This is a genomic window from Pseudomonas sp. WC2 (genome assembly GCF_050586545.1).
Classification (GTDB): domain Bacteria; phylum Pseudomonadota; class Gammaproteobacteria; order Pseudomonadales; family Pseudomonadaceae; genus Aquipseudomonas.
Genome location: NZ_JBOBDR010000002.1, coordinates 107,122 through 127,231 on the forward strand (window position 1 = coordinate 107,122; position 20,110 = coordinate 127,231).

At 61.2% G+C, this 20,110-nt stretch carries 14 protein-coding genes and 2 riboswitches; of the genes, 5 read left to right on the top strand and 9 right to left on the bottom strand.

From position 1 onward, the window contains the following. Window positions 1–5 precede the first annotated feature (5 nt). The 4 genes from cobM to ACQ4OE_RS02510 all read right to left on the bottom strand — a co-directional run bounded on the left by cobM (window position 6) and on the right by ACQ4OE_RS02510 (window position 2,154). Window positions 6–752: a precorrin-4 C(11)-methyltransferase gene (gene cobM / locus ACQ4OE_RS02495; protein WP_430945553.1), complete on the bottom strand. Its 747-nt coding sequence runs from the start codon at window positions 750–752 to the stop codon at window positions 6–8. An 81-nt stretch (window positions 753–833) separates the two neighbouring features. After that, entirely contained in the window at window positions 834–1,247 is a 414-nt protein-coding gene (locus ACQ4OE_RS02500; protein WP_430945554.1) for a cobalamin biosynthesis protein, read from the bottom strand. Then, complete coding sequence (locus tag ACQ4OE_RS02505; protein WP_122590805.1) at window positions 1,244–1,945, bottom strand: CbtA family protein; 702 nt, start codon at window positions 1,943–1,945, stop codon at window positions 1,244–1,246. The genes ACQ4OE_RS02500 and ACQ4OE_RS02505 overlap by 4 nt, the downstream gene beginning before the upstream one ends. An 11-nt stretch (window positions 1,946–1,956) precedes the next feature. Next, the gene (locus tag ACQ4OE_RS02510) at window positions 1,957–2,154 is read right to left on the bottom strand and encodes a CbtB domain-containing protein (RefSeq protein ID WP_236431621.1); all 198 of its coding nucleotides are present in this window, start codon (window positions 2,152–2,154) and stop codon (window positions 1,957–1,959) included. Between the two features lie 123 nt (window positions 2,155–2,277). Then, a riboswitch (cobalamin riboswitch) is annotated at window positions 2,278–2,499 on the bottom strand. 101 nt (window positions 2,500–2,600) lie between these two features. Next, window positions 2,601–2,812: riboswitch (cobalamin riboswitch) on the top strand. 99 nt (window positions 2,813–2,911) lie between these two features. On the opposite strand from ACQ4OE_RS02510, the gene cobW reads away from it, so the two are divergent. The 5 genes from cobW to ACQ4OE_RS02535 all read left to right on the top strand — a co-directional run bounded on the left by cobW (window position 2,912) and on the right by ACQ4OE_RS02535 (window position 11,663). Next, on the top strand, window positions 2,912–3,985 hold the full coding sequence (cobW, locus tag ACQ4OE_RS02515) for a cobalamin biosynthesis protein CobW (RefSeq protein WP_122590808.1): 1,074 nt from the start codon (window positions 2,912–2,914) through the stop codon (window positions 3,983–3,985). 3 nt (window positions 3,986–3,988) lie between these two features. Beyond that, complete coding sequence (gene cobN, locus ACQ4OE_RS02520; protein WP_430945555.1) at window positions 3,989–7,837, top strand: cobaltochelatase subunit CobN; 3,849 nt, start codon at window positions 3,989–3,991, stop codon at window positions 7,835–7,837. Window positions 7,838–8,060: 223 nt separating this feature from the next. Further along, window positions 8,061–9,065, top strand: a complete 1,005-nt coding sequence (locus tag ACQ4OE_RS02525; protein ID WP_430945556.1) for an ATP-binding protein — start codon at window positions 8,061–8,063, stop codon at window positions 9,063–9,065. Continuing rightward, complete coding sequence (locus ACQ4OE_RS02530; protein ID WP_430945758.1) at window positions 9,047–9,730, top strand: vWA domain-containing protein; 684 nt, start codon at window positions 9,047–9,049, stop codon at window positions 9,728–9,730. Before ACQ4OE_RS02525 ends, ACQ4OE_RS02530 begins: the two co-directional genes overlap by 19 nt. Before the next feature lie 373 nt (window positions 9,731–10,103). Beyond that, complete coding sequence (locus ACQ4OE_RS02535; RefSeq protein WP_430945557.1) at window positions 10,104–11,663, top strand: TerC family protein; 1,560 nt, start codon at window positions 10,104–10,106, stop codon at window positions 11,661–11,663. An 18-nt stretch (window positions 11,664–11,681) separates the two neighbouring features. Here ACQ4OE_RS02535 and ACQ4OE_RS02540 read toward each other — a convergent pair whose 3' ends face one another. The 5 genes from ACQ4OE_RS02540 to wecB are packed head-to-tail and all read right to left on the bottom strand — an operon-like array spanning window position 11,682 to window position 20,103. Beyond that, window positions 11,682–12,758, bottom strand: coding sequence for a GGDEF domain-containing protein (locus ACQ4OE_RS02540; RefSeq protein WP_430945558.1), 1,077 nt, complete (start codon window positions 12,756–12,758; stop codon window positions 11,682–11,684). Then, a complete protein-coding gene (locus tag ACQ4OE_RS02545) occupies window positions 12,742–13,620 on the bottom strand; it encodes a DUF4434 family protein (protein ID WP_430945559.1) in 879 nt (292 codons plus the stop codon). The genes ACQ4OE_RS02540 and ACQ4OE_RS02545 overlap by 17 nt, the downstream gene beginning before the upstream one ends. Then, complete coding sequence (locus ACQ4OE_RS02550) at window positions 13,620–16,781, bottom strand: NfrA family protein (RefSeq protein WP_430945560.1); 3,162 nt, start codon at window positions 16,779–16,781, stop codon at window positions 13,620–13,622. The genes ACQ4OE_RS02545 and ACQ4OE_RS02550 overlap by 1 nt, the downstream gene beginning before the upstream one ends. Further along, window positions 16,778–18,952 carry a cyclic di-3',5'-guanylate-activated glycosyltransferase NrfB gene (nrfB, locus tag ACQ4OE_RS02555; RefSeq protein ID WP_430945561.1) on the bottom strand — a complete coding sequence of 725 codons (2,175 nt, stop codon included), beginning with the start codon at window positions 18,950–18,952 and terminating at the stop codon, window positions 16,778–16,780. The genes ACQ4OE_RS02550 and nrfB overlap by 4 nt, the downstream gene beginning before the upstream one ends. Further along, window positions 18,949–20,103, bottom strand: coding sequence for a non-hydrolyzing UDP-N-acetylglucosamine 2-epimerase (gene wecB, locus ACQ4OE_RS02560; protein ID WP_430945562.1), 1,155 nt, complete (start codon window positions 20,101–20,103; stop codon window positions 18,949–18,951). The genes nrfB and wecB overlap by 4 nt, the downstream gene beginning before the upstream one ends. Window positions 20,104–20,110 lie beyond the last annotated feature (7 nt).

A 20,110-nucleotide genomic window follows, 5' to 3' on the forward strand; every position in this document is an offset into this window, starting at 1 on the left:
GGCCTTCATGGCCGATAAATGTGAGCATGCCCGGCGCGATACAACGATGACTCGCTAAACACCTCACTGCCCAACACCCGCCCAACCAGAATCAACGCCGTACGCCGAAACCCTTTGGCCTCGACCTTCCCGGCGATATCAGCCAGCGTCCCTACCACCCAATCCTGATCCGGCCATGTCGCCCGGTGAATCACCGCAATCGGGCAATCCGCGCCGTAATGCGGCACCAGTTCGGCCAGAATCTTATCCAGATGATTGACCCCCAAATGAATCGCCATGGTCGCTCCATGCTGCGCCAGACTGCCGAGTCCTTCACCCGCCGGCATCGCGGTTTTATCGGCATAACGGGTCAGAATCACGCTTTGCGAAACGTCCGGCAACGTCAGTTCGGCGCCCAGCAGCGCTGCACACGCTGCGGTGGCGGTCACACCCGGGACGATTTCAAAGGCAATCCCAAGTTCACGCAAATGACGAATCTGCTCGCCAATCGCGCCATACAGACTCGGATCGCCGGAATGCACCCGTGCCACATCCTGGCCCTTGGCGTGCGCGGTTTTGATCAAATCGATGATTTGCTCCAGATGCAATTCAGCGCTGTTGACCACGGTCTCGGCCTGATGACCTTCGAGTACCGCCGCTGGCACCAATGAGCCTGCATAAATGATCACCGGACAACTGCGGATCAACCGCTGGCCTTTGACAGTGATCAATTCCGGGTCGCCGGGGCCGGCGCCGATGAAGTAGACGGTCATCGTTGAATCCTTTGAAAAAGCGGCTCGGCAATCCCTACAGATGAAGATTGCTCATGATCGATGGCGGGGATTATCGGGATTTTAAGCAGCGCCAGCCAATGCCAGGGTCGCCTGAGCGTATTTTTGCCTGGAAATCAGCAGTTTCGCGGGGGCTTGAATCAGCTGTTCGGCCAGTGCCAGTGCGGCACTTTCGGCGACGCCGTAGCAACCCGTACGCTCAAAAGCGATCTGCGAATGGTGACTGAGCCTGAGCTGATAATTGGCCAGTTCCTCGCTGCTGAAGTATTGCAAGGGCAGGGCCAGTTGCTCGGCGAGCTCTTGCAAACCCGGCTCGTCACGCTTCAGATCGATACTGGCCAGCGCCTTGACTGCCGCCAGTTCGATACGATGGGCCTGCAACGCTTGATCAAGCAACGCGCGCAGCGTGCTGGCCGGGCAGCCGCGCTGGCAGCCTAGGCCGACGACAAAGGTCGGCGCTGCGCGGTCATGGGTCATGCGTGATATTGACCATCGCTTTTGCGGCGGAACAACCAAGCGCTGATCAGGCCGAGAGCCAGCCAGAACGCCACGTTGGTCAGCTGCGAAGCGATTTTGAACTGAGCTTCCAGAGCTTCCGGAGCGAGCATCGAGTGCACTTCCGGTTGCGGTGCGCCGATCACGTGCGGCACGGCAAGAATCGCCACGCCGAGAATCTTCATCAGCCAGTGACGGCTGAACGCGATCAACGACAGTCCGACCGCAGTCGAAGCGGCCGTGCCGATCCACCACATCTGACGCGAGGCCAGATCCGCAGCGGCTGTGCCCGGCAATTCAGGCGGCAGGCCCAGGGTCGGCGCGAGGACGAACGTGGCGTAACCGGCCAGACCCCAGAGCAAACCTTGCGAGGTTTTGGTCGGTGCGCGCAGGGTATAGAGGCCAGCGAGCATCAGGGCGAAACCCACGGCCACCACCAGATTGCCACCGGTGGTCGAGACAACGCGCTGCCAGCCATCTTCCGGCTCCCAGGCTTCGGCATCGTGCGTATGCGCGGCGGTGCCGGCGGCGTGCTCATGAACCTCGGCAACAGGTTCGGCTTTCTCGAAGGTTTCCGCTTGCAGAATCAGCGGCGAGACCCAGAAGCTTTGCAGCAGAGTGAGGAGCAGGGCGGCCAGCAGACCGGTGAAACCTGCGGTTTGCGCGATACGCTTGATCATGTCGGCAGGTCTCAATGGCACGGGAACGCGGCGCTGTGGCGGGTATCGTGGGCGGCGTTGTGCACCGCTTCGATGTGCGAGAAACCGGCGAAATAGACCAGGCTGGCGCCGAGAATCGACGCGAAGATCGCGGCGGTCAGGCGTTGGCTCAATGTGGCCGTGCTGGCGATTTTGTCCGTGTTGCTGCCGGTGCTGCTGATGATCGACATGGCGCTTCCCTCTGGAGTGTCAGCGGGTGATCTAGAGCGCATGAAAACCCCGGCGTGACGAGCACGCAGGGGTTCGAACAGCGCCCGCCCACCGCGGGTTTGTTATGTTCAGCGACGCACGATGCGCACTGTGTGTTGCGGGCCGGTCTCCGGGCTCACGAGGGGGTGGCGTCAGGCCGACCTGCAAGCGTCACCTTCCCATGCCTTACTGGCACAGTGGTTTTGACGCTTCGCTCGCTTACCGTTGCGGGGGCAGCACCGGACTGACATGGGCTTGAGTAAAGCACATGATTCACCGGTTTCCCGTTTCACCCTGTGAAGGGCACCCGTAACAAGGTGTGTAGGAGAGCATGGCTCGGGGATTTTAGTCAATTTTGTGGCTGGATCCGTTGCTGCGGTAAACGGATATGCCCCCAATCCAACATTGACCCATAAGCAAGCCATGCGTAGCCTTGCGCCTTCGAGGTTCTTCGGCCCACGCCGAAGCTAAGAAGGGAACGCGGTCAATGCCGCGGCTGCCCCCGCAACTGTGAACGGTGATGTTCGCTGCCACGCCACTGCCAGCTCAACTGATGAGCCAGCGGGAAGGCGCAGCCAACGCCAGGCCCCACGCCTGAACACCGTCAGCCAGGAGACCTGCCTCGTCACAGATTCTCACTACAACCGGGCGGGGTGATCCGGTGGCGAACGCTTCCGGCGCGCACGCGCGTTGCCGGTTCTCGTCCCGTATGCCCGCCGCTTGCCAAAGGGCATACCGATGAAAACACTGGCCAAACTCCCCGTCACCATCGTTACCGGCTTCCTCGGCTCGGGCAAAACCACCTTGCTGCGCCACATGCTCGACAACGCTCAGGGCCGTCGCATCGCGGTGATCGTCAACGAGTTCGGCGAGTTGGGCATCGACGGTGAAATCCTCAAGCAATGCACCATCGGTTGCACCGAAGAAGAAGCCACTGGCCGTGTTTACGAATTGGCCAACGGCTGCCTGTGCTGCACGGTTCAGGAAGAATTCTTCCCGGTGATGCGCGAATTGGTCGCGCGTCGCGGCGACCTCGACCACATCCTCATCGAAACCTCGGGCCTGGCCCTGCCAAAACCGCTGGTACAAGCTTTCCAGTGGCCGGAAATCCGCAGTGCCTGCACCGTTGACGCAGTGATCACCGTGGTCGACAGCCCGGCCGTGGCGGCCGGCACCTTCGCGGCATTCCCGGATCAGGTCGATGCGCAACGCAAACTCGACCCGAACCTCGACCACGAATCGCCGCTGCACGAGCTGTTCGCCGACCAACTGGCCAGCGCCGACCTGGTCATCCTCAACAAAGCCGACCAGACCAGCCCGGAAGACCTCGCTCGCGTGCGCGCTGAAGTCGCCGAAGAGCTGCCGCCAGCGGTGAAAATCATCGAAGCCAGCAACGGTCGTCTGCCGCTGGACGTGTTGATCGGCCTCGGCGCCGGTTCAGAAGAGCACATCGACAGCCGTCACAGCCATCACGATCACCACCACGGTGAAGGCGATGACGACCACGATGACCACGATCACGACGCTTTCGATTCGATCTCGATCGAACTGCCGCAAGCTGACGAAAGCCTGCTGCTCGACGCGCTGACGCAACTGGTGGTCCAGCACGGCATCCTCCGTGTCAAAGGTTTCGCCGCCATCCCGAACAAGCCAATGCGTCTGCTGATTCAGGGCGTGGGCACGCGTTTCGACAAGCATTTCGACCGTCAGTGGGGCGCCGATGAAGCGCGCGTGACGCGTCTGGTGTTGATCGGTCAGGAACTCGACGCCGCACAACTCGAAGCGCAACTGCGCGCCGCGCTCAGCGTTTAAGCCATGCACCTGCTCAGGACCCAGCCCGGCGGTTTCGTCTCGGATGACAATATTGCCGACCTTGGACAAACCCCCGCCGAGCTGGTGATCCTGTGCAGCGGCGACTCCAGTCTCGCGCTGCTCGCCGAGGCTGCGCAGCAGTTGCCGGAGGATTATCCGAGCCTGCGTCTGGCCAATCCGATGCAGGTGCAGAATCACGCTTCGGTCGATCTGTACGTCGACGAAGTGCTGCGTCACGCCAAGGTAATTCTGATTTCCCTGCACGGCGGCATCGCTTATTGGCGGTATGGCGTCGAGCGTTTGATCGAGTTGGCCGACCGCGGTGTGCAGGTGATTCTGGTGCCGGGCGACGACCGTCCCGATCCGGAGCTCAGCGACTTGAGCACGGTCAATGCCGAGGATCGCGACCGGCTCTGGCAGTTCTTGCGTCAGGGCGGCATGGGCAATGCGCTGGATTTCTTCCGATGCATGGCCAGCCGTTGGCTCGACCGCGATTACCCGTGGGCCGAGCCTCAAGCATTGCCGCGCACGGCGATTTACCACCCGAACAAACCCACCGCCGCACTGAGTGACTGGCAAGCCGAATGGCTGCCTGAGCAACCGGTCGCGGCGGTGCTGTTTTATCGCTCACACCTGCAAGCGGCGAACACGGCGTTTATCGATGTTTTCTGCCAGCGCCTGCAAGCGGCGGGGCTCAATCCGCTGCCGATCGCGGTGGCCAGTCTGAAAGAGCCCAGCTGCCTGTCAGTGGTGGAGGATTGGCTGGACGAAGTCGAGGCGGGGGTAATCCTCAATACCACCGGTTTCGCTCAATCCAGTCCCGAGGCGCCGCATCTGCGCCCGTTTCGTCGCAATATTCCGGTGATTCAGGCGATCTGCGCGCAGGACAACGAGCCCGGCTGGCGCGACAGCGAGCAGGGCCTTGGCCCGCGTGACCTGGCGATGCACATTGCCTTGCCGGAACTCGACGGGCGCATCATCAGCCGGCCGATCAGTTTCAAGGATCTGGCCTGGCGCAGCGAGCGCAGTCAGTCCGATGTGGTCTGCTACCGCGCCCAGCCTGAGCGCATGGATTTTGTCGCTGAACTAGCGCGACGCTGGATTGATCTGGCGCGGGTGCCGAACGGCGAAAAACGCATTGCGCTGATTCTGGCCAACTACCCGACCCGCGACGGACGCATCGGCAACGGTGTCGGTCTCGACACGCCGGCAGCAGCGCTGAATATCCTCCGCGCGTTGCAAACCGAGGGCTATCCGATCAGCGCAGAGTTGCCCAACAGCGGCACCGAGTTGATCCAGCAATTGCTCGGTGGCGTCAGCAACGACCTCGACACCATTGACCTGCGCCCGTGCCAGCAAAGCCTGGCGATGGACGATTATTTAGCGATGTTCAACGCGCTGCCCGAAGCCAATCGTGCGGCGGTGGTCGAACGTTGGGGCGCGCCGCAAAACGATCCGATGTGCCGCGACGGTCGCATGATGATCGCCGGGCTGCGCTTCGGTCTGACCTTCGTCGGCATTCAGCCGGCGCGCGGTTATCAGGTTGATCCGAGTGCGGTCTATCACGACCCGGATCTGGTCCCGCCGCACGCTTATCTGGCGTTCTATTTCTGGTTGCGCAACACCTACGGCGCCCACGGCGTGATCCACGTCGGCAAACACGGCAACCTCGAATGGTTGCCGGGCAAAGGCGTCGGCCTTTCGGAAAACTGCTGGCCGGACGCGCTGCTCGGGCCGCTGCCGAATATTTACCCGTTTATCGTCAACGATCCGGGCGAGGGCGCCCAGGCCAAACGGCGCACGCAAGCGGTGATCATCGACCACTTGATGCCGCCGCTGACCCGCGCTGAAAACTACGGGCCGTTGCGCAATCTGGAACTGTTGGCCGACGAATATTACGAGGCGCAACTGCTCGATCCGCGCCGTGCCCGTGAGTTGCAGCGCGATATTCTGCAACTGGTGCGTGACACACAGATCGATCGGGAACTGCAGCTTGATGCCGCGCTGGACAGCGACGCCGATGCGGCGATCTGGCTACCGCGTCTGGATACCTATTTGTGTGATCTGAAGGAATCGCAGATCCGCGATGGCTTGCACATCTTCGGTGAGTCGCCGAGCGGGCGCTTGCGCATCGATACGTTGCTGGCGCTGCTGCGGATTCCGCGTGGCGACGGCAAAGGCGCGCAGTCGAGTCTGCTGCGGGCGCTGGCCAAGGCGTTTGAACTGGGTTTCGATCCGCTCGACTGCGGGCTGGCCGACCCATGGAACGGCCCGCGCCCGGCAGAGCTGCAAGCGCAAAGCGAGGAAACCTGGCGCACTGCCGGTGATACCCGCGAACGTCTCGAACTCTTCGCTACTCACTTAATCTTCGAATCACTACAAATTCCCTGTGGGAGCGAGCCCGCTCGCGAAACCGGTGTGTCAGGTAAATCAATATCGACTGAAAAAACGCCTTCGCGAGCAGGCTCGCTCCCACAGGGGGCGGGGTGGCTTGATGTTAACGCGATCATCCAGTCACTGCGCGACGTCGTCGCCCCACGTCTCGACGCCTGCGGCCCCGCTGAAATGCGCGGTCTGCTCGACGCCCTCGGTGGTCGCTTTGTTCCCGCCGGCCCCAGCGGCGCGCCCAGCCGTGGCCGCCTCGACGTCTTGCCTACCGGGCGCAACTTCTACTCGGTCGACGTGCGCAATCTGCCGACTACGACGGCGTGGCGCATCGGTTTCCAGTCCGCCACGTTGATCCTCGAACGTCACCTGCAAGACCACGGCGATCACCTGCGCCAGCTCGGATTATCGGTGTGGGGCACCGCCACCATGCGCACCGGCGGTGATGACATCGCTCAGGCCATGGCGTTGATGGGCGTGCGTCCCGTGTGGGCCACCGGCAGTCAGCGCGTGGATGATTTCGAGATTCTGCCGTTGAGCCTGCTCGACCGCCCGCGTGTCGATGTGACGCTGCGGGTTTCCGGGTTCTTCCGCGATGCGTTCGCCAATCTGATTCGCCTGTTCGATGCTGCCGTGCAAGCCGTAGCGGCGCTCGACGAGCCGGACGATCTCAACCCATTGGCCGCCAAAGTTCGCGCCGAGCGCGAGGCGCTGCTGCAATCGGGCCTCGATGAAGACTCCGCGCGACGTCAGGCCGGTTGGCGCATCTTCGGCGCCAAACCTGGCGCTTACGGTGCCGGCGTGCAGGGCGCGATCGATGGGCGTTTGTGGCAAAGCCGTGAGGATCTCGCCGAGGTTTATCTGAACTGGGGCGCTTACGCCTATGGCGGTTCGGATGAAGGCACGGCGGCCCGCGAGCAATTCGTCCAGCGCCTGAGCCAGGTGCAAGCGGTATTGCAGAATCAGGACAACCGCGAGCACGACCTGCTCGATTCCAATGACTATTACCAGTTCCAGGGCGGCATGCTGGCCGCCGTCGAGAGTCTGCGCGGCGAAGCGGCAGCCAGTTATCACGGCGATCACAGCCAGCCGGACCTGCCGAAGATCCGCACCTTGAAAGAAGAGCTGAACCGGGTCATCCGCTCGCGTGCGGCGAATCCGAAATGGATCGACGGGGTCAAACGCCACGGTTATAAAGGCGCCTTCGAAATGGCGGCGACGGTGGATAATTTGTTCGCGTTCGACGCCACAACGCAGTTGATCGACGGTCACCAATACGCGTTGCTTGCTGATGCGTATCTACTCGATCCGGCGACGCGGGATTTTGTTCGCGAACACAATCCGCATGCGCTGCGCGACATGACTGAGCGCATGCTCGAGGCACAGCAACGCGGGATGTGGCAGGAGCCCGGGGCTTATAAAGAAGCGCTGGAAAACCTGCTGCTGGATATAGAAGAAGATATGTAGCCGTTCAAAAGCTACCCTCACCCCAGCTCTCTCCCGGAAGGAGAGGGGGCCGATTTGTGTTGCTGTCAAAACTTGAGCTCGGCTCGATATATCAGGTCGGCGTAACTCGCCAGAACACCTCGGTCAGTCCCCTCTACCTCTGGGAGAGGGCCAGGGTGAGGGCCATCCCAACTGACGCACCACAACGCCAAGAACACCAATGACCACGACAGAGAAAACCCAAATGACCGACACCCCGCATTTCCCCCTCTCCGCCGTGGTCGGCGCCGATGACCTGAAACTCGCCCTGTGCCTGACCGCCATCGACCCGAAAATCGGCGGCGTGCTGATCGAAGGCCCGCGCGGCATGGCAAAATCCACGTTGGCCCGAGGCCTGGCCGATCTGCTCGCCAGCGGCCAGTTCGTCACCTTGCCGTTGGGGGCGACCGAAGAGCGTCTGGTCGGCACGCTGGACCTCGACGCCGCACTGAGCGAAGGGCGCGCGCAGTTTTCCCCCGGGGTGCTGGCCAAGGCCGACGGCGGCGTGCTCTACGTCGACGAAGTCAATCTGCTGGCCGATCACTTGGTCGATCTGCTGCTCGATGTCGCGGCCAGTGGCACCAACCTGATCGAGCGTGACGGCATTTCCCATCGGCACTCGGCGAAGTTTGTCCTGATCGGCACGATGAACCCTGAAGAGGGCGAGTTGCGTCCGCAGTTGCTCGACCGCTTCGGTCTCAACGTGGCCCTCAGCGGACACACCGCGCCCATCGAACGCGGCCAGATCATTCGGCGGCGACTGGATTTCGACAGCGACCCGCAAGGGTTCTGTGCGCAGTGGGAAGCGCAGCAACAGGCTTTGCGCACGCGTTGCGAGAGCGCTCGGGCTGCTTTGGCGAATATTGCGCTGGACGATGCGGCGCTGGCGCAAATCACCGAACGTTGTTTTGCGGCCGGGGTGGATGGTTTGCGCGCCGATCTGGTCTGGCTGCGTGCGGCCCGCGCTCATGCGGCATGGCGGGGTGCCGCGGTGATTGGCGAAGAAGATATCGACGCCGTGGCCGAGTTTGCCCTGCGCCATCGACGCCGTGAGCAACCGCCAACCAATCCACAACAATCGGCGCAGTCGCCGGCTGAAAGTCAGGCCACGAAACCAAGCGACGGTCAGGGGCAGTGGGGCGATATGCCCGCTCCTGCGCTTGCCACCGGTGCCCGCCGCGAAGTGCCGAGCTGGCCAAAAAAGCCTTAGGCATTCGCCCCCGATCCGATGCGGGGGCGAATGCCAGACCCCGCGCCGGACAACTGGACAATGGACGCCAAGGTAAACGCCACACGGCCCGCAGCGGCACGGTAAATTGGCCGGGCACGCTGCTCAATGGACGCCCGCGCGCGCGCAAAGACCTGCTGTTTCAGTTGCGCACGCGGTCGCCTCACGAGCTGTGGCTGGTGATCGTCGACGCTTCCGCTTCGACTCGCCGTCATCAATCCTTGAGCGATGCCAAAGGCCTGCTTGCGCAGTTGTTCGATGACGCGTACCGGCAGCGTGCGCGACTGGCGTTGTTGACTGCCAGCGGCACGGTGCCGAAATGGCAGGTGCAGGGTTTGAAAGCGTCCAGCGGCCTGCGCGTCTGGCTGGATCAGCTGGGCGCCGGCGGCGGGACACCGTTGCTGGCGGCGTTGGCCCAGGCGCAGGAATGGTTGACGGTTCGGCGCAAGCGCTTTGCGGCCGAACAGCAGCGGTTGCTGGTGGTGACGGATGGGCGTTTGAAAGATCTGACGACGGTGTCGGCACCGGAGTGCCCGGGGCTGTTGATTGACATTGAGCGCGGGCCGATTCGGCTGGGCCGGGCGAGGGAGCTGGCTGCGGCGCTTGAGGCGGACTATCGGCATATCGATGAATTGCTTAGCTTCTGATATTTCCTGTAGCTGAACAGGCCTCATCGCGAGCAGGCTCACGCCTACATTTGAAACGCGTTTTTCCCAGTGGGAGCGAGCTTGCTCGCGATGCTTTTCAAGCTGCTACAGATTTTGAAATGATTTGCCGCTGTAGGAAATGTTCCCAAAGGCTGTACGCTCCAAGGCCATTTTTCCTTCAGGATTTACATGAACACCCTCTCGGAACCTCCCAGTTGTAGTTCCCCCACGCGCCATGGCGCGGTCTTGACGCACTCGCAGCATCCGGTTTTCCGACCCCCGACTATCGTTGTCAATGCGGCTCCCAAGCCTTCGCGTTGCGCTTTGCCGTGCCCGGCAGCCTGAATTCACTGAAGAGAGATCGAGACGTTTTATGGAATGGTTAGCGGATCCCACGGCTTGGTTGGGCTTGTTGACATTGATCGTGCTGGAGTTGGTGCTGGGCATCGACAACCTGGTGTTCATCGCAATTCTTGCGGACAAACTGCCGCCGCATCAGCGCGACCGCGCACGCATCATTGGTCTGTCATTGGCGCTGATCATGCGCTTGGGCCTGTTGGCGAGCATTTCCTGGCTGGTGACGCTCACCCAGCCGTTGTTCGAGGTGTTCGACAAGAGCTTCTCCGGTCGTGACCTGATCATGTTGTTCGGCGGTGTGTTCCTGCTGTTCAAGGCGACGATGGAGTTGCACGAACGGCTCGAGGGCCACGTTGGCGAGCGTTCGACGAATACCGCGTATGCCTTGTTCTGGCCGATCGTCGCGCAGATCGTGGTGCTGGACGCGGTGTTCTCACTCGACGCGGTGATCACTGCCGTGGGCATGGTCGATGAGCTGGCGGTGATGATAATCGCCGTGATCATTTCCATTGGCCTGATGATCGTTGCCAGCAAGCCGTTGACGCGCTTCGTCAACGCACACCCGACGGTGATCATGCTGTGCCTGGGCTTCCTGATGATGATCGGTTTTGCCCTGACCGCTGAAGGCCTGGGCTTCCACATTCCGAAAGGCTATCTGTACGCAGCCATCGGTTTCTCGATCCTGATCGAAGTGTTCAACCAGATTGCCCGCGCCCGTCGCAAGCGCTCGATGCAGGGTTTGCGCCCGATACGCGAGCGCACCGCCCACGCAGTCATGCGTTTGCTCGGTGGACGAAAACTGGCGGTGGAGGAGGTCGGCGAGGATATTTCCGATCTGCTGGACGATGGCGAAGCGCCGAATGCAGAGCTGTTCGATCGGCGTGAACGGGTCATGATCAGCGGTGTGCTGCAACTGGCGGAGCGTCCGATCCGCGCCCTGATGACCGTTCGCGCTGACGTCGATAGCATCGATCTGGCTGACGACGCGGAGGCGATTCGTACGAAGTTGATGCATTCGTCCTACTCGCGCCTGCCATTGATTCGTGACGGTGCGGTGGATGAACCGTTGGGCTTTGTGCACAAGAAGGAATTGCTCAAGGAATATCTGGCCGGTATCGAACCGAATCTGGAGCATCTGGCCCGCAAAACCATCAATTTGCTCGACAGCTATTCCATCCTGAATGCGCTGGAGCAAATGCGCGGCGCATCCACGCACATTGCCTTCGTGGTCAATGAATTCGGCGATTTCGTCGGTGTGTTGACCATGACCGACATCCTTGAATCGATTGCCGGCGAATTGCCCGATGCCAGCGAAATCGAAGGCCCGGACGTTGTCGAAGAGCAGGGCGGGTTTATGGTCAGTGGTGCGTTGAACCTGACCCGGGTTCGCCAGCGCACCGGCTTCGGCGCGGAGCCGACCGAGGATTACCAGACCATGGCTGGACTGGTGATGAGCTTGCTGGACCGATTGCCGATGAAAGGTGATCGCCTGGCCCATGAGGGTTGGCAGATGACGGTTGTCGCGGTTGAGGAACGGCGTGTGACGCGGGTGTTGTTGGTTCCTGAGGCCGCGTAATACCGAAGCCGGCTTAATCTACTGATGAAAAGTGTACCGATCCTTGCCGGTATGCTTTGACTCATACAGTGCAGCATCGGCCTTGATCAGCGCCTGGTTCAGGGTGTCGTTGTCCTCCACGCGGGTCACGCCGATGCTGATGGTCACCGGGTGCCGCGTGGGTCGCTCGCGCACCAATCGGCACAGTTCGGTCGCGAGGGCTTCCACGTCTTCGCGGCGGACGCCGGCCAGATAAATCGCAAACTCTTCTCCGCCCAGTCGGGCGTAATCGAACGGCAGCATGACGGTTTTGATGTCGGCGGCAACGCGTTTCAACACCTCATCGCCGATGTCGTGGCCGTAGGTGTCATTCACTTTCTTGAAGTTGTCGATGTCGATCATGGCCAGGTAGTGGTCATGTTCGCGCGGGACGGCGTGCAGGTGTTGTTCGGCGACGGTCATGAAGGAACGGCGGTTGGGAATTTCCGTGAGGGGGTCGTTATAGGCCTGATCCAGCAGCAGCCTGGACATGATGTAGTTGTAGAGCTTGGCCTCGCGCAATTTCAGAAAGGTGTAGATGGTCAGTGCGCAGAGAAACACGCTGTAGCACGCGGTCAGCACGCCTCTGAGTTCGAACAGGCTGATGGTGGTGTTGATAAACGGGTTGAGTAGCCCCCAGATCAGCGCCTGCACAACAAAGAATGACCAGCGACTCAGCGGCAGCACTGAAATGCTGTAGAGCATGCTCGCCGCCGCGAGGACCAGCCAGGAACTGTGCACGGCGGGTGGAAGGCCGTTGACGATAAAGCGTATGCCGACGGTCAGACCGAGCACGAACAGCACGCTGATGACATCGAAGTGCCGAGCCTTGCGGGTAAACGCCAGCACCACAGTCAACACCGCAAACAACGCCAGGAAAACCATCGAGCGCCAGGTGAATCCCTGACCGCCGAGTAAGCTCACGATCAGGTCGAATAGCAGCCACATGCCCATGCTGACGATGTAGATCAGCACGCTGAAGGAATGCAAGCGCTCGAATTCATGCTGGATGAACTCCGCCCGCAATTCGGCGGGCGCAGTTTTCTTCAGGACTTGCTCTTCAATGGTTTTGTACATCGCTGCCCTGATGTTGGCGCTGGTTGTCGAGAATCACCCGGCCCCATGGACGATAGCGCAGTGAGAACACCGCGCCAGGGTGACAGCCGGTCGGCGTCGCATCGGGAGCGGCGGGTTCGGCGTGGAAGGCTTGGCCTTCGCGGCTGACCTGACGAAACGCCTCTCGCACGATGCCGACGGAGCAGGGCAGTGCGCTGACATAGCCGTTGCGCACCACCGCAGGCAAGCGACCCGTACCGGCGCCATCCTGCCACCACACTTGAATGCCTGCCGTGCTGAGTTCCCCCAGCCATTGTCCGTTGACCGACGGGGCGAGTTTGCCGGCACTGAACGCGCTGACGTGCAACGGTGCATCGAGCTTGCCGGCAAAGTCCTTGAGCTGGCGTTGCAGGGTTACCCGGCGATCTGCCGCGAGAGAGTGAAAGTCATCCAGTTCCAGCGGCAGATACCAGCCCTGTACCGGCAACTTCCAGTCTTTGCGCAGCTTCTGCTGTTGAGCCAGTGACTGGCCCAATTGCGCTTGCCAATATTTACCGAGACCGGCTGTGTCCAGTTCATCGATGCGTTGGTAGTAGGCCGGGTCCATTTTCAGGCCCAAGACCAATTGCAAGCCTTGCTGTTGAGCGATTTTCAGACTGTTGGCGAGCCAGCCGTTGGCGCCACCGAAATCGGCGTCGCCATAGGCCGTCCACTGCACAATCAGCGTGCGCGCGCCTTGTCTGGCGGTGTCCTGCCAGATTTTTTGCCACTGCGCCTGGTTCAGGCTGGCGTCGACATTCAGCGGTTGATAGAACACTCGCTCATCGGCGCGTGCGACGACAGTGCCCAGCATCAGGCAGAAAAACAGCATCCAGCGCGCCATCAGAAACTCCACTCCACGCCCAGCAGCACACCGTTGCCGCCTTCGTACAGATTGCCGCCGAGCGACTGTTGATATTCGGTGCGCACGGTCAGCTTGGAGCGGTACGCATTGTAGCGATCATCGTCATACCACCATTGCCAACGCAGGCCGACACCGGTGCGCAGGTCCTGGCGCCAATCGTTGCCCGGATCCTGACTGGCAAACTCGAGGAAGCCATACGGCATGAGGGTCTGAGCGCCATTGAAGGGCAGTTTCCACGCATGACCTTGCTGGAAACGCGACAGCCATTGGTGATCGCCGGCCTTGGTCCACCACGCGGCGTCGAGGTAGAGGAAGCGTTCGTCCCATTCGCTTTCGTCAACGCGCCAGTCGTTGCGGTACTTTCCCTGATCGAGGAACGAGGCGGTGGCACGCAGCAGGTAGTCGGTGGTGGTGTGGCCGTCCTCGCGGTGATCGTCGAGCTGGTCCGAGAGTTTGTCGGGATTGATTAATTGGCCGAGGCTGAGGCCATGGTTGTCGTTGTCGTCGAATTGGCTCTGCTTGTAGATCTCACCGTAGAAGTTGATGTTTTGCGTGCCCCACGGCTTGTAGCGCAAGCCGACGCCTGCCGCGACGGATTCGGCGTAACTGGAGCGGCCTTGCCCGCCGAGCAACACGCGGCCATAAACCGACAGCGAACTGCCGGCGCGGCTTGGTTCCTCACCCAGGGCGTGATCCCACATGGCGACCTGAACGTTTTGCGAGTTGGGGCTGCGGTTTGAACCCGTGCTGTCATCGTCACGCAAGAAGTCGTTAGTCGATACCCCGGCCGGCGACCAGGTACTGGCGATTGTAAAACTGTCGCGACGAGCCAGCGCTTCATGGGCGCGCCGCTGGCGATAGCGCCGCGCCTCCATGCTGCCGTCTTCATCGTCAGCGGCCACCGGGTTCTGTTCCAGATCGATGACCCGGCGCAGCTCTTTGCGCGCTGAGGCGCTGTCCTCGATTTCGTCGTAACGCCACGCCAGGGTTTCGCCGAGTTGATAGTCCTCAGGGAAATCGTGGGTCGCCTGTTGCAGATAGGGTATGGCCGTGGCGCGTTCTTCGCGGGTTTGCGCACCGGACAAGCGCATGCCGTAGTCGGCTCGATAACGCGGATTGGCCGGGTCGCGACGCACGGCTTCGGCCAGCCAGGCATTGCTTTGCGGCAGGTCACCCGCCTTTTGCGCCGAGACTGAAGCCGCGTAGAAATGCCCGGCGTCGGGGGCGAGTTGCAAGGCTTGGCGTTGCCGTTGCAGCGCGACTGCATGATCACTGCGAGCATCGGCGATGGCCGCACCGAGTGACCATTCATTGGCACCGCGCGTGCTGCTTTGCTGCCAGAAGCGCTCAGCGGTTTGATTGTCGCCCGCGTTCAATGCGCTGCGGCTAGCAGTAAGACGCGCATTGTCTGTGAGTTCGGCCGGCGGAATGCTGCGCCAGATGGCCAATGCGCCGGCGGAATCGCCGGCAGCTTCCAGCGCGTAGGCCAACGGCACACGGCTGCCGCGATCACCGAGTTTTTCCGCCTGCTGGTAATACACCACGGCTTCACCGGGACGATCAGGCATGGCACAGCGACCGAGGGCGCGATAGTCGCCGGCCACGTGTGGCTGACTGCCGATGGCTTGTTGGACGATATCGCATTGGCCGGTCTCGGCCAGTTGTGCGAGCAGTTGGCCACGGGTTGCGCCGTCGATATGACCGATCAAGGACGCCATGCGCCGTTGTTGCGCGGGCGTGGTGTCTTTTGTTGACGCATAAAGCCCTGCCAGACGTTGCAGCGCCGCTGGCGGCAGGCGCGCACCGTGACGGTCGTAGGCATTTTCCAGCAGTTGCTGCGCGTGGACGCGATCCCCGCTTTGCAGTGCAAGGAAACTTGCCTGATTCAGCGACGCGGGATTGCCGGTTTGCCGGTAGTGGTATTCCCACAGCGTCTGTTCTTCCGTGTGGCGACCCATGCGCTGGGCCAGTTCGGCCCTGCGTTTGACCACGGCCGGGGTCTGCGTCTGGCCGGCGAGCCAGACCATGACTTTGCTGCTCTCGCCCTGTTCCTCCCAGACATCGACCAATTGGGCCTGACGACGGCTGTCCCAGGGCTCGGGCAATCGCGTGCTCTGCAGTAAATCCGTGGCTTGCAGGCGCTGCGCGAGCACCAGCCATGTTTGCGGATCCTCCGAGGGTTGGCACTGTCGCAGTTGTGTCAGTGCGGCTTCAGGGTCACGGCGCGAGAGCCACTCTGCGGTTTCCAGGCAAGGGCGCTGCAAGTCATTGCTCAGGCGTTGCACGGTGGGCGCATCGTCGGTCTGCCGCGCCAGTTCCCACAGGCGCTGGCGTTGCGCCGGATCGGCGAGGTCTTCGGCAGGCAAGGATTGCAGCCAGCGCTGCGCCTGTTGGTCGTGGCCCATGGCGATGGCGCGATCGACCATCGCCAGACGCACGGTGCGCGCAGCTTGCGGGCTTGGCGCCTGCTGCAACAGCCGTTGCAGGGGTTTTTCATCGAGGCGTTGGACGTAGGCGTTGGCCAGCCGCTGCCAGCCTTCGGCATCCAGTTGGTCGCGGGCGGCGAGTGGTGCCAGTTCGTCGATGGTGCCGCTCCAGTCACGCAGTTGTTCCGACCAGTTGGCCCGGGCCAGACGCAGAATGTTTTCATCACCCTTGGGCGAAAGCTGCGCCAGCCAGTCGTGGGCCTTGGCCGCACCGCCAAACTTGGCCAGGCTCAGGCTGTAAGCCTGCCAAAGCCGTACGCGATCGTTTAGATCGCTGGTGGCCATCCATTGCTCGACCTGTGTGCTGCTCGGTGGGTCCTGTTCGATCCAGGTCAGGCGCAGGTCGAGCAGCGCTTCACCGTTATCTTTCGGCAACGCCTGAACGGCATCCTTGTAGCGACGCTGGTTGGCCAACGCCTCCACGAGCAAGGCGCGTGCTTCATCGTTTTTCGGCACTTTCTCCAGCAAGTGCCGCATCAAGCGTTCAACTTCTTTCCAGTTGCCTTTTTTCGCCTCGCGATAGCTGCGATCCATATAGGGGTAGCTGCGGAACTGCTCGAAGTCGCTCAGCGGTTCGGCTTGTAAGGGGTACGCTGCGCCCAGGCCGAGTAACAGGCTGGCGATCAACAGGGTGTGACGGTGAACAGGCTTCATGCGACCTCCCGAGCGATGCGGTAGGCAGCCTGTTGCTCGCTGGCCTGGTCGGCCAGTGCTTGTTCGAGCACTTCCTGAGTGATCATGCCGCGAGAAATCAAATGTTCGCCGAGCGACATTTTCTCGGCATCGAAATCGATCATGGCTTGATTGAACAGGGTGGGCGGCACCATGCCGCGTACCTGCAGCAGATTGCCGAGCAGCACCTGATGGCGACCGACGCGTTCCAATAAAGCTTCGTCGTCCTGATGACGTTCCAGCACCTCCAGCATATGGTGCATTTCCTCATTTTGGCGGGGGCTGGCATACCAGTAACGAATCCCCAGTGTCACTCGGCCCTGGGGTGCCAGTCGGCTACGCACAGGACGCTTCAATTGCCGGCTGATTGCGCCGAGGGACACTTGGCTGACGGGGCCTTCTGAGGCCAGCACCAAGGTGTCGCCTTCTTCGGCGACGGGCAGTACACCGTAATGCGACGCGACCCGCCGCGGCACAGCGTCGATCAGACGTTTGTCGAGTTTGAACGGGTTGAGCGGCGCCCACTCCAGGTCCAGTTGTTCAGCCAGTGCCTGAACCAGTTGCGTGCTGTCGATGTACCCGCGCAGCAGCAGTTCACGCCCGAGACGCCGACGTACCGGGCTGGTAATGGCCGCTTCCAGTTGTTCTTCGGTGAGCAGGCCTTTTTCCACCAGTCGATGGCCCAGCGGCACACGTTGTGCCGTGGTCAACGCCGGAAATTCGTGGGTGGTCTTGTCCCAGGCCACGCGTCGCGAGTCGCCCATTTCCATGACCTGACGCAGTGCGCGCAGGTTGGCAAAGAAGTTGACGAAGTTGCTCCACATCATCCGGGGCGCCGACAGCAGGCCCTCGACCAGTCCGTAATAGCGGGTGACGAACCAGCCACGCTGGAAAAGTCGATTGAGCAGCATGAAACCGTTGAGCCAGAGCAGCACGGGGAGAATTGAACTGTCGGAGAGAATTGATGGATAACGCCACGACTCTGGAGAAATCACCGTCACCAGCCACATGGCAAACAGGACAACGAACAACAGGTTGACCAGAAAACTCAGCATGTAGGCGATCAGCCCGCGACGGTCACGCCAGAGGAAATAGTTGAGCAGTCCTTTGCGGCTCCAGCCGAGGTTCTTGGTGCCCTGAAACACGATGCCGACGATCCAGCGAGATTTCTGTCTGATCGCGTGTTGCAAGTCCCGGGGAAAATGCTCGCGTACGCAGATGACCTGGGAGAATTCTCGGTTCATGCCGAACACCCACGGCTGCTCCAGCGCGAGCTTCGGATCGCTGACCGAGTAACGGGCGAAGATGCACTTCATGCCTTTCTGCTTGAGGCGGAAACCGATGTCGTAGTCCTCGGTGAGACTCTGCACATCGAAGGCGATCCCGTCGCCGTCTTCGAGCAGGGCGCTGATGGCCTTGCGGCTGAAGCAGGTGCCGACGCCCGCACTCGGCACCTGACCCGTCAGCGCTTCGCGGACAATCACGTCCTTGCCGTGGTTCTCGGCGAACTCGTCGACATAGTGCCCGGCGGTGAAGCCTTTCCATTCCGGCGCATACGGGTAGACCGGGATCTGAATCAGATCCTTGTTCGGCAGCAAATAATTGAACAGGCGCAATTCCATCGGCGAAATCACGTCTTCGGCATCGTGCAGGATGAACCCGGCGAACTGGATTTTCGCTTCGCTTTCGAAACGCAGAATCGCGTCGATGATGTTGTTCAGGCAATCGGCCTTGCTGGTCGGGCCGGGACGGGCGCAGACCACTTTGTGCACATTGGGGTAGTGCTGGCAGACCGCGTCGACGTCCGCTTGGGTTTCGGCGTCGTTGGGGTAGGTGCCGACGAAGATCTGGTAGTTCTCGTAATCGATGGTCGATGCCGCCAGACGCGCCATTTCACCGACCACGCCGACTTCATTCCAGGCGGGCACCATGATCGCCAGCGGCTTTTCCGCAATGGTGTACAGCCGTTCTTCATCGGCGCGGTCAAATTTTTCGTAGATCCGCCAGCGCCGAATCAGCTTGCGGCCCCAGTACACAAGGTCGATGAACAAGTCATCCAGACCGAGAAAGAACATCAGCAGGGCGAGGGCAATCGCCACATATTTAAGACCGAACAGCACATACGCAAAGAAATCGACCCAACCCAGACTCATGCTCCGTTACCCACGGTCGAGCGAGCGCTCAACCAGGCTTGGAGGCGGGTGGCAATCAGTTCGCTGGCATGGCCGTCCCCATAGGGGAAATGCACGCGACTCATGCGCGTGTAGGTTTCCTGATCGTCGAGCAACTGGCTCGCCTCCTTGACGATGCGTGCCTTGTCAGTACCGACCAGCAGCATGGTGCCGCTTTCCAGCACTGAAGGTCTCTCGGTGACGTCGCGTAATACCAGCAGCGGCTTGCCAATGGCAGGCGCTTCTTCTTGCACGCCACCGGAGTCGGTCAGGATGAAATGCGCACGGCCCATGAGCCAGACGAAATTCGGGTAGTCCTGCGGTGCGACCAGATAAATGTTCGGTGTGTTGGCGAGCATGCCGTACACCACTTCCTGCACCAGCGGGTTGAGATGCACCGGGTAGACGAATTGCACGTCCGGGTAACGCTCGGCGAGTTCCGCCAAGGCTTGGCAGATGTTCTGAAAGCCATCGCCGAGGTTTTCCCGACGATGGCTGGTCACCAGAATCATCCGCCGCTTGTCATCGAGCACCGCCAGCGGCGAGTCAGCCGCCGGGTGCCAATCGCTGTGTTGCTGATGGGCACGCATCCACAGCAAGGCATCGATCACCGTGTTGCCGGTGATTTCAATGTTGTCCTCGGGCACGCCTTCGCGCAGCAGATTGGCTGCGGATTTCGATGTCGGCGGGAAGTGCAGATCGGCGATGACGCCCGTCAGGCGCCGATTGGCCTCTTCAGGCCACGGGGCTCGCAGGTTGCCGGTACGCAGGCCCGCTTCGACATGGCCGATGGGCAGTTGCCGATTGAACGCGGCGAGGGCGGCGATGAAGCTGGTGGTGGTATCACCGTGGACCAGCACGATATCGGGTTTGACCCGGTCGTACGCCTGATCAAGCTGTGCCAGCAGGTGTTGCGACAAACCGTTGAGCGTCTGACCCTGGGTCATCACTTGCAGGTCTTCATCGACTGTCAGTTCAAATGCGTCGAGCACCTGAGTGAGCATCTCGCGATGCTGACCGGTGGAGCAGATGTTCAGTTGGATGTCAGGCCACTGACGCAGAACCCGGGCCAGCGGAGCCATTTTGATGGCCTCCGGGCGAGTACCGAAAACCATCATGACTTTGAAAGACATTGACCCC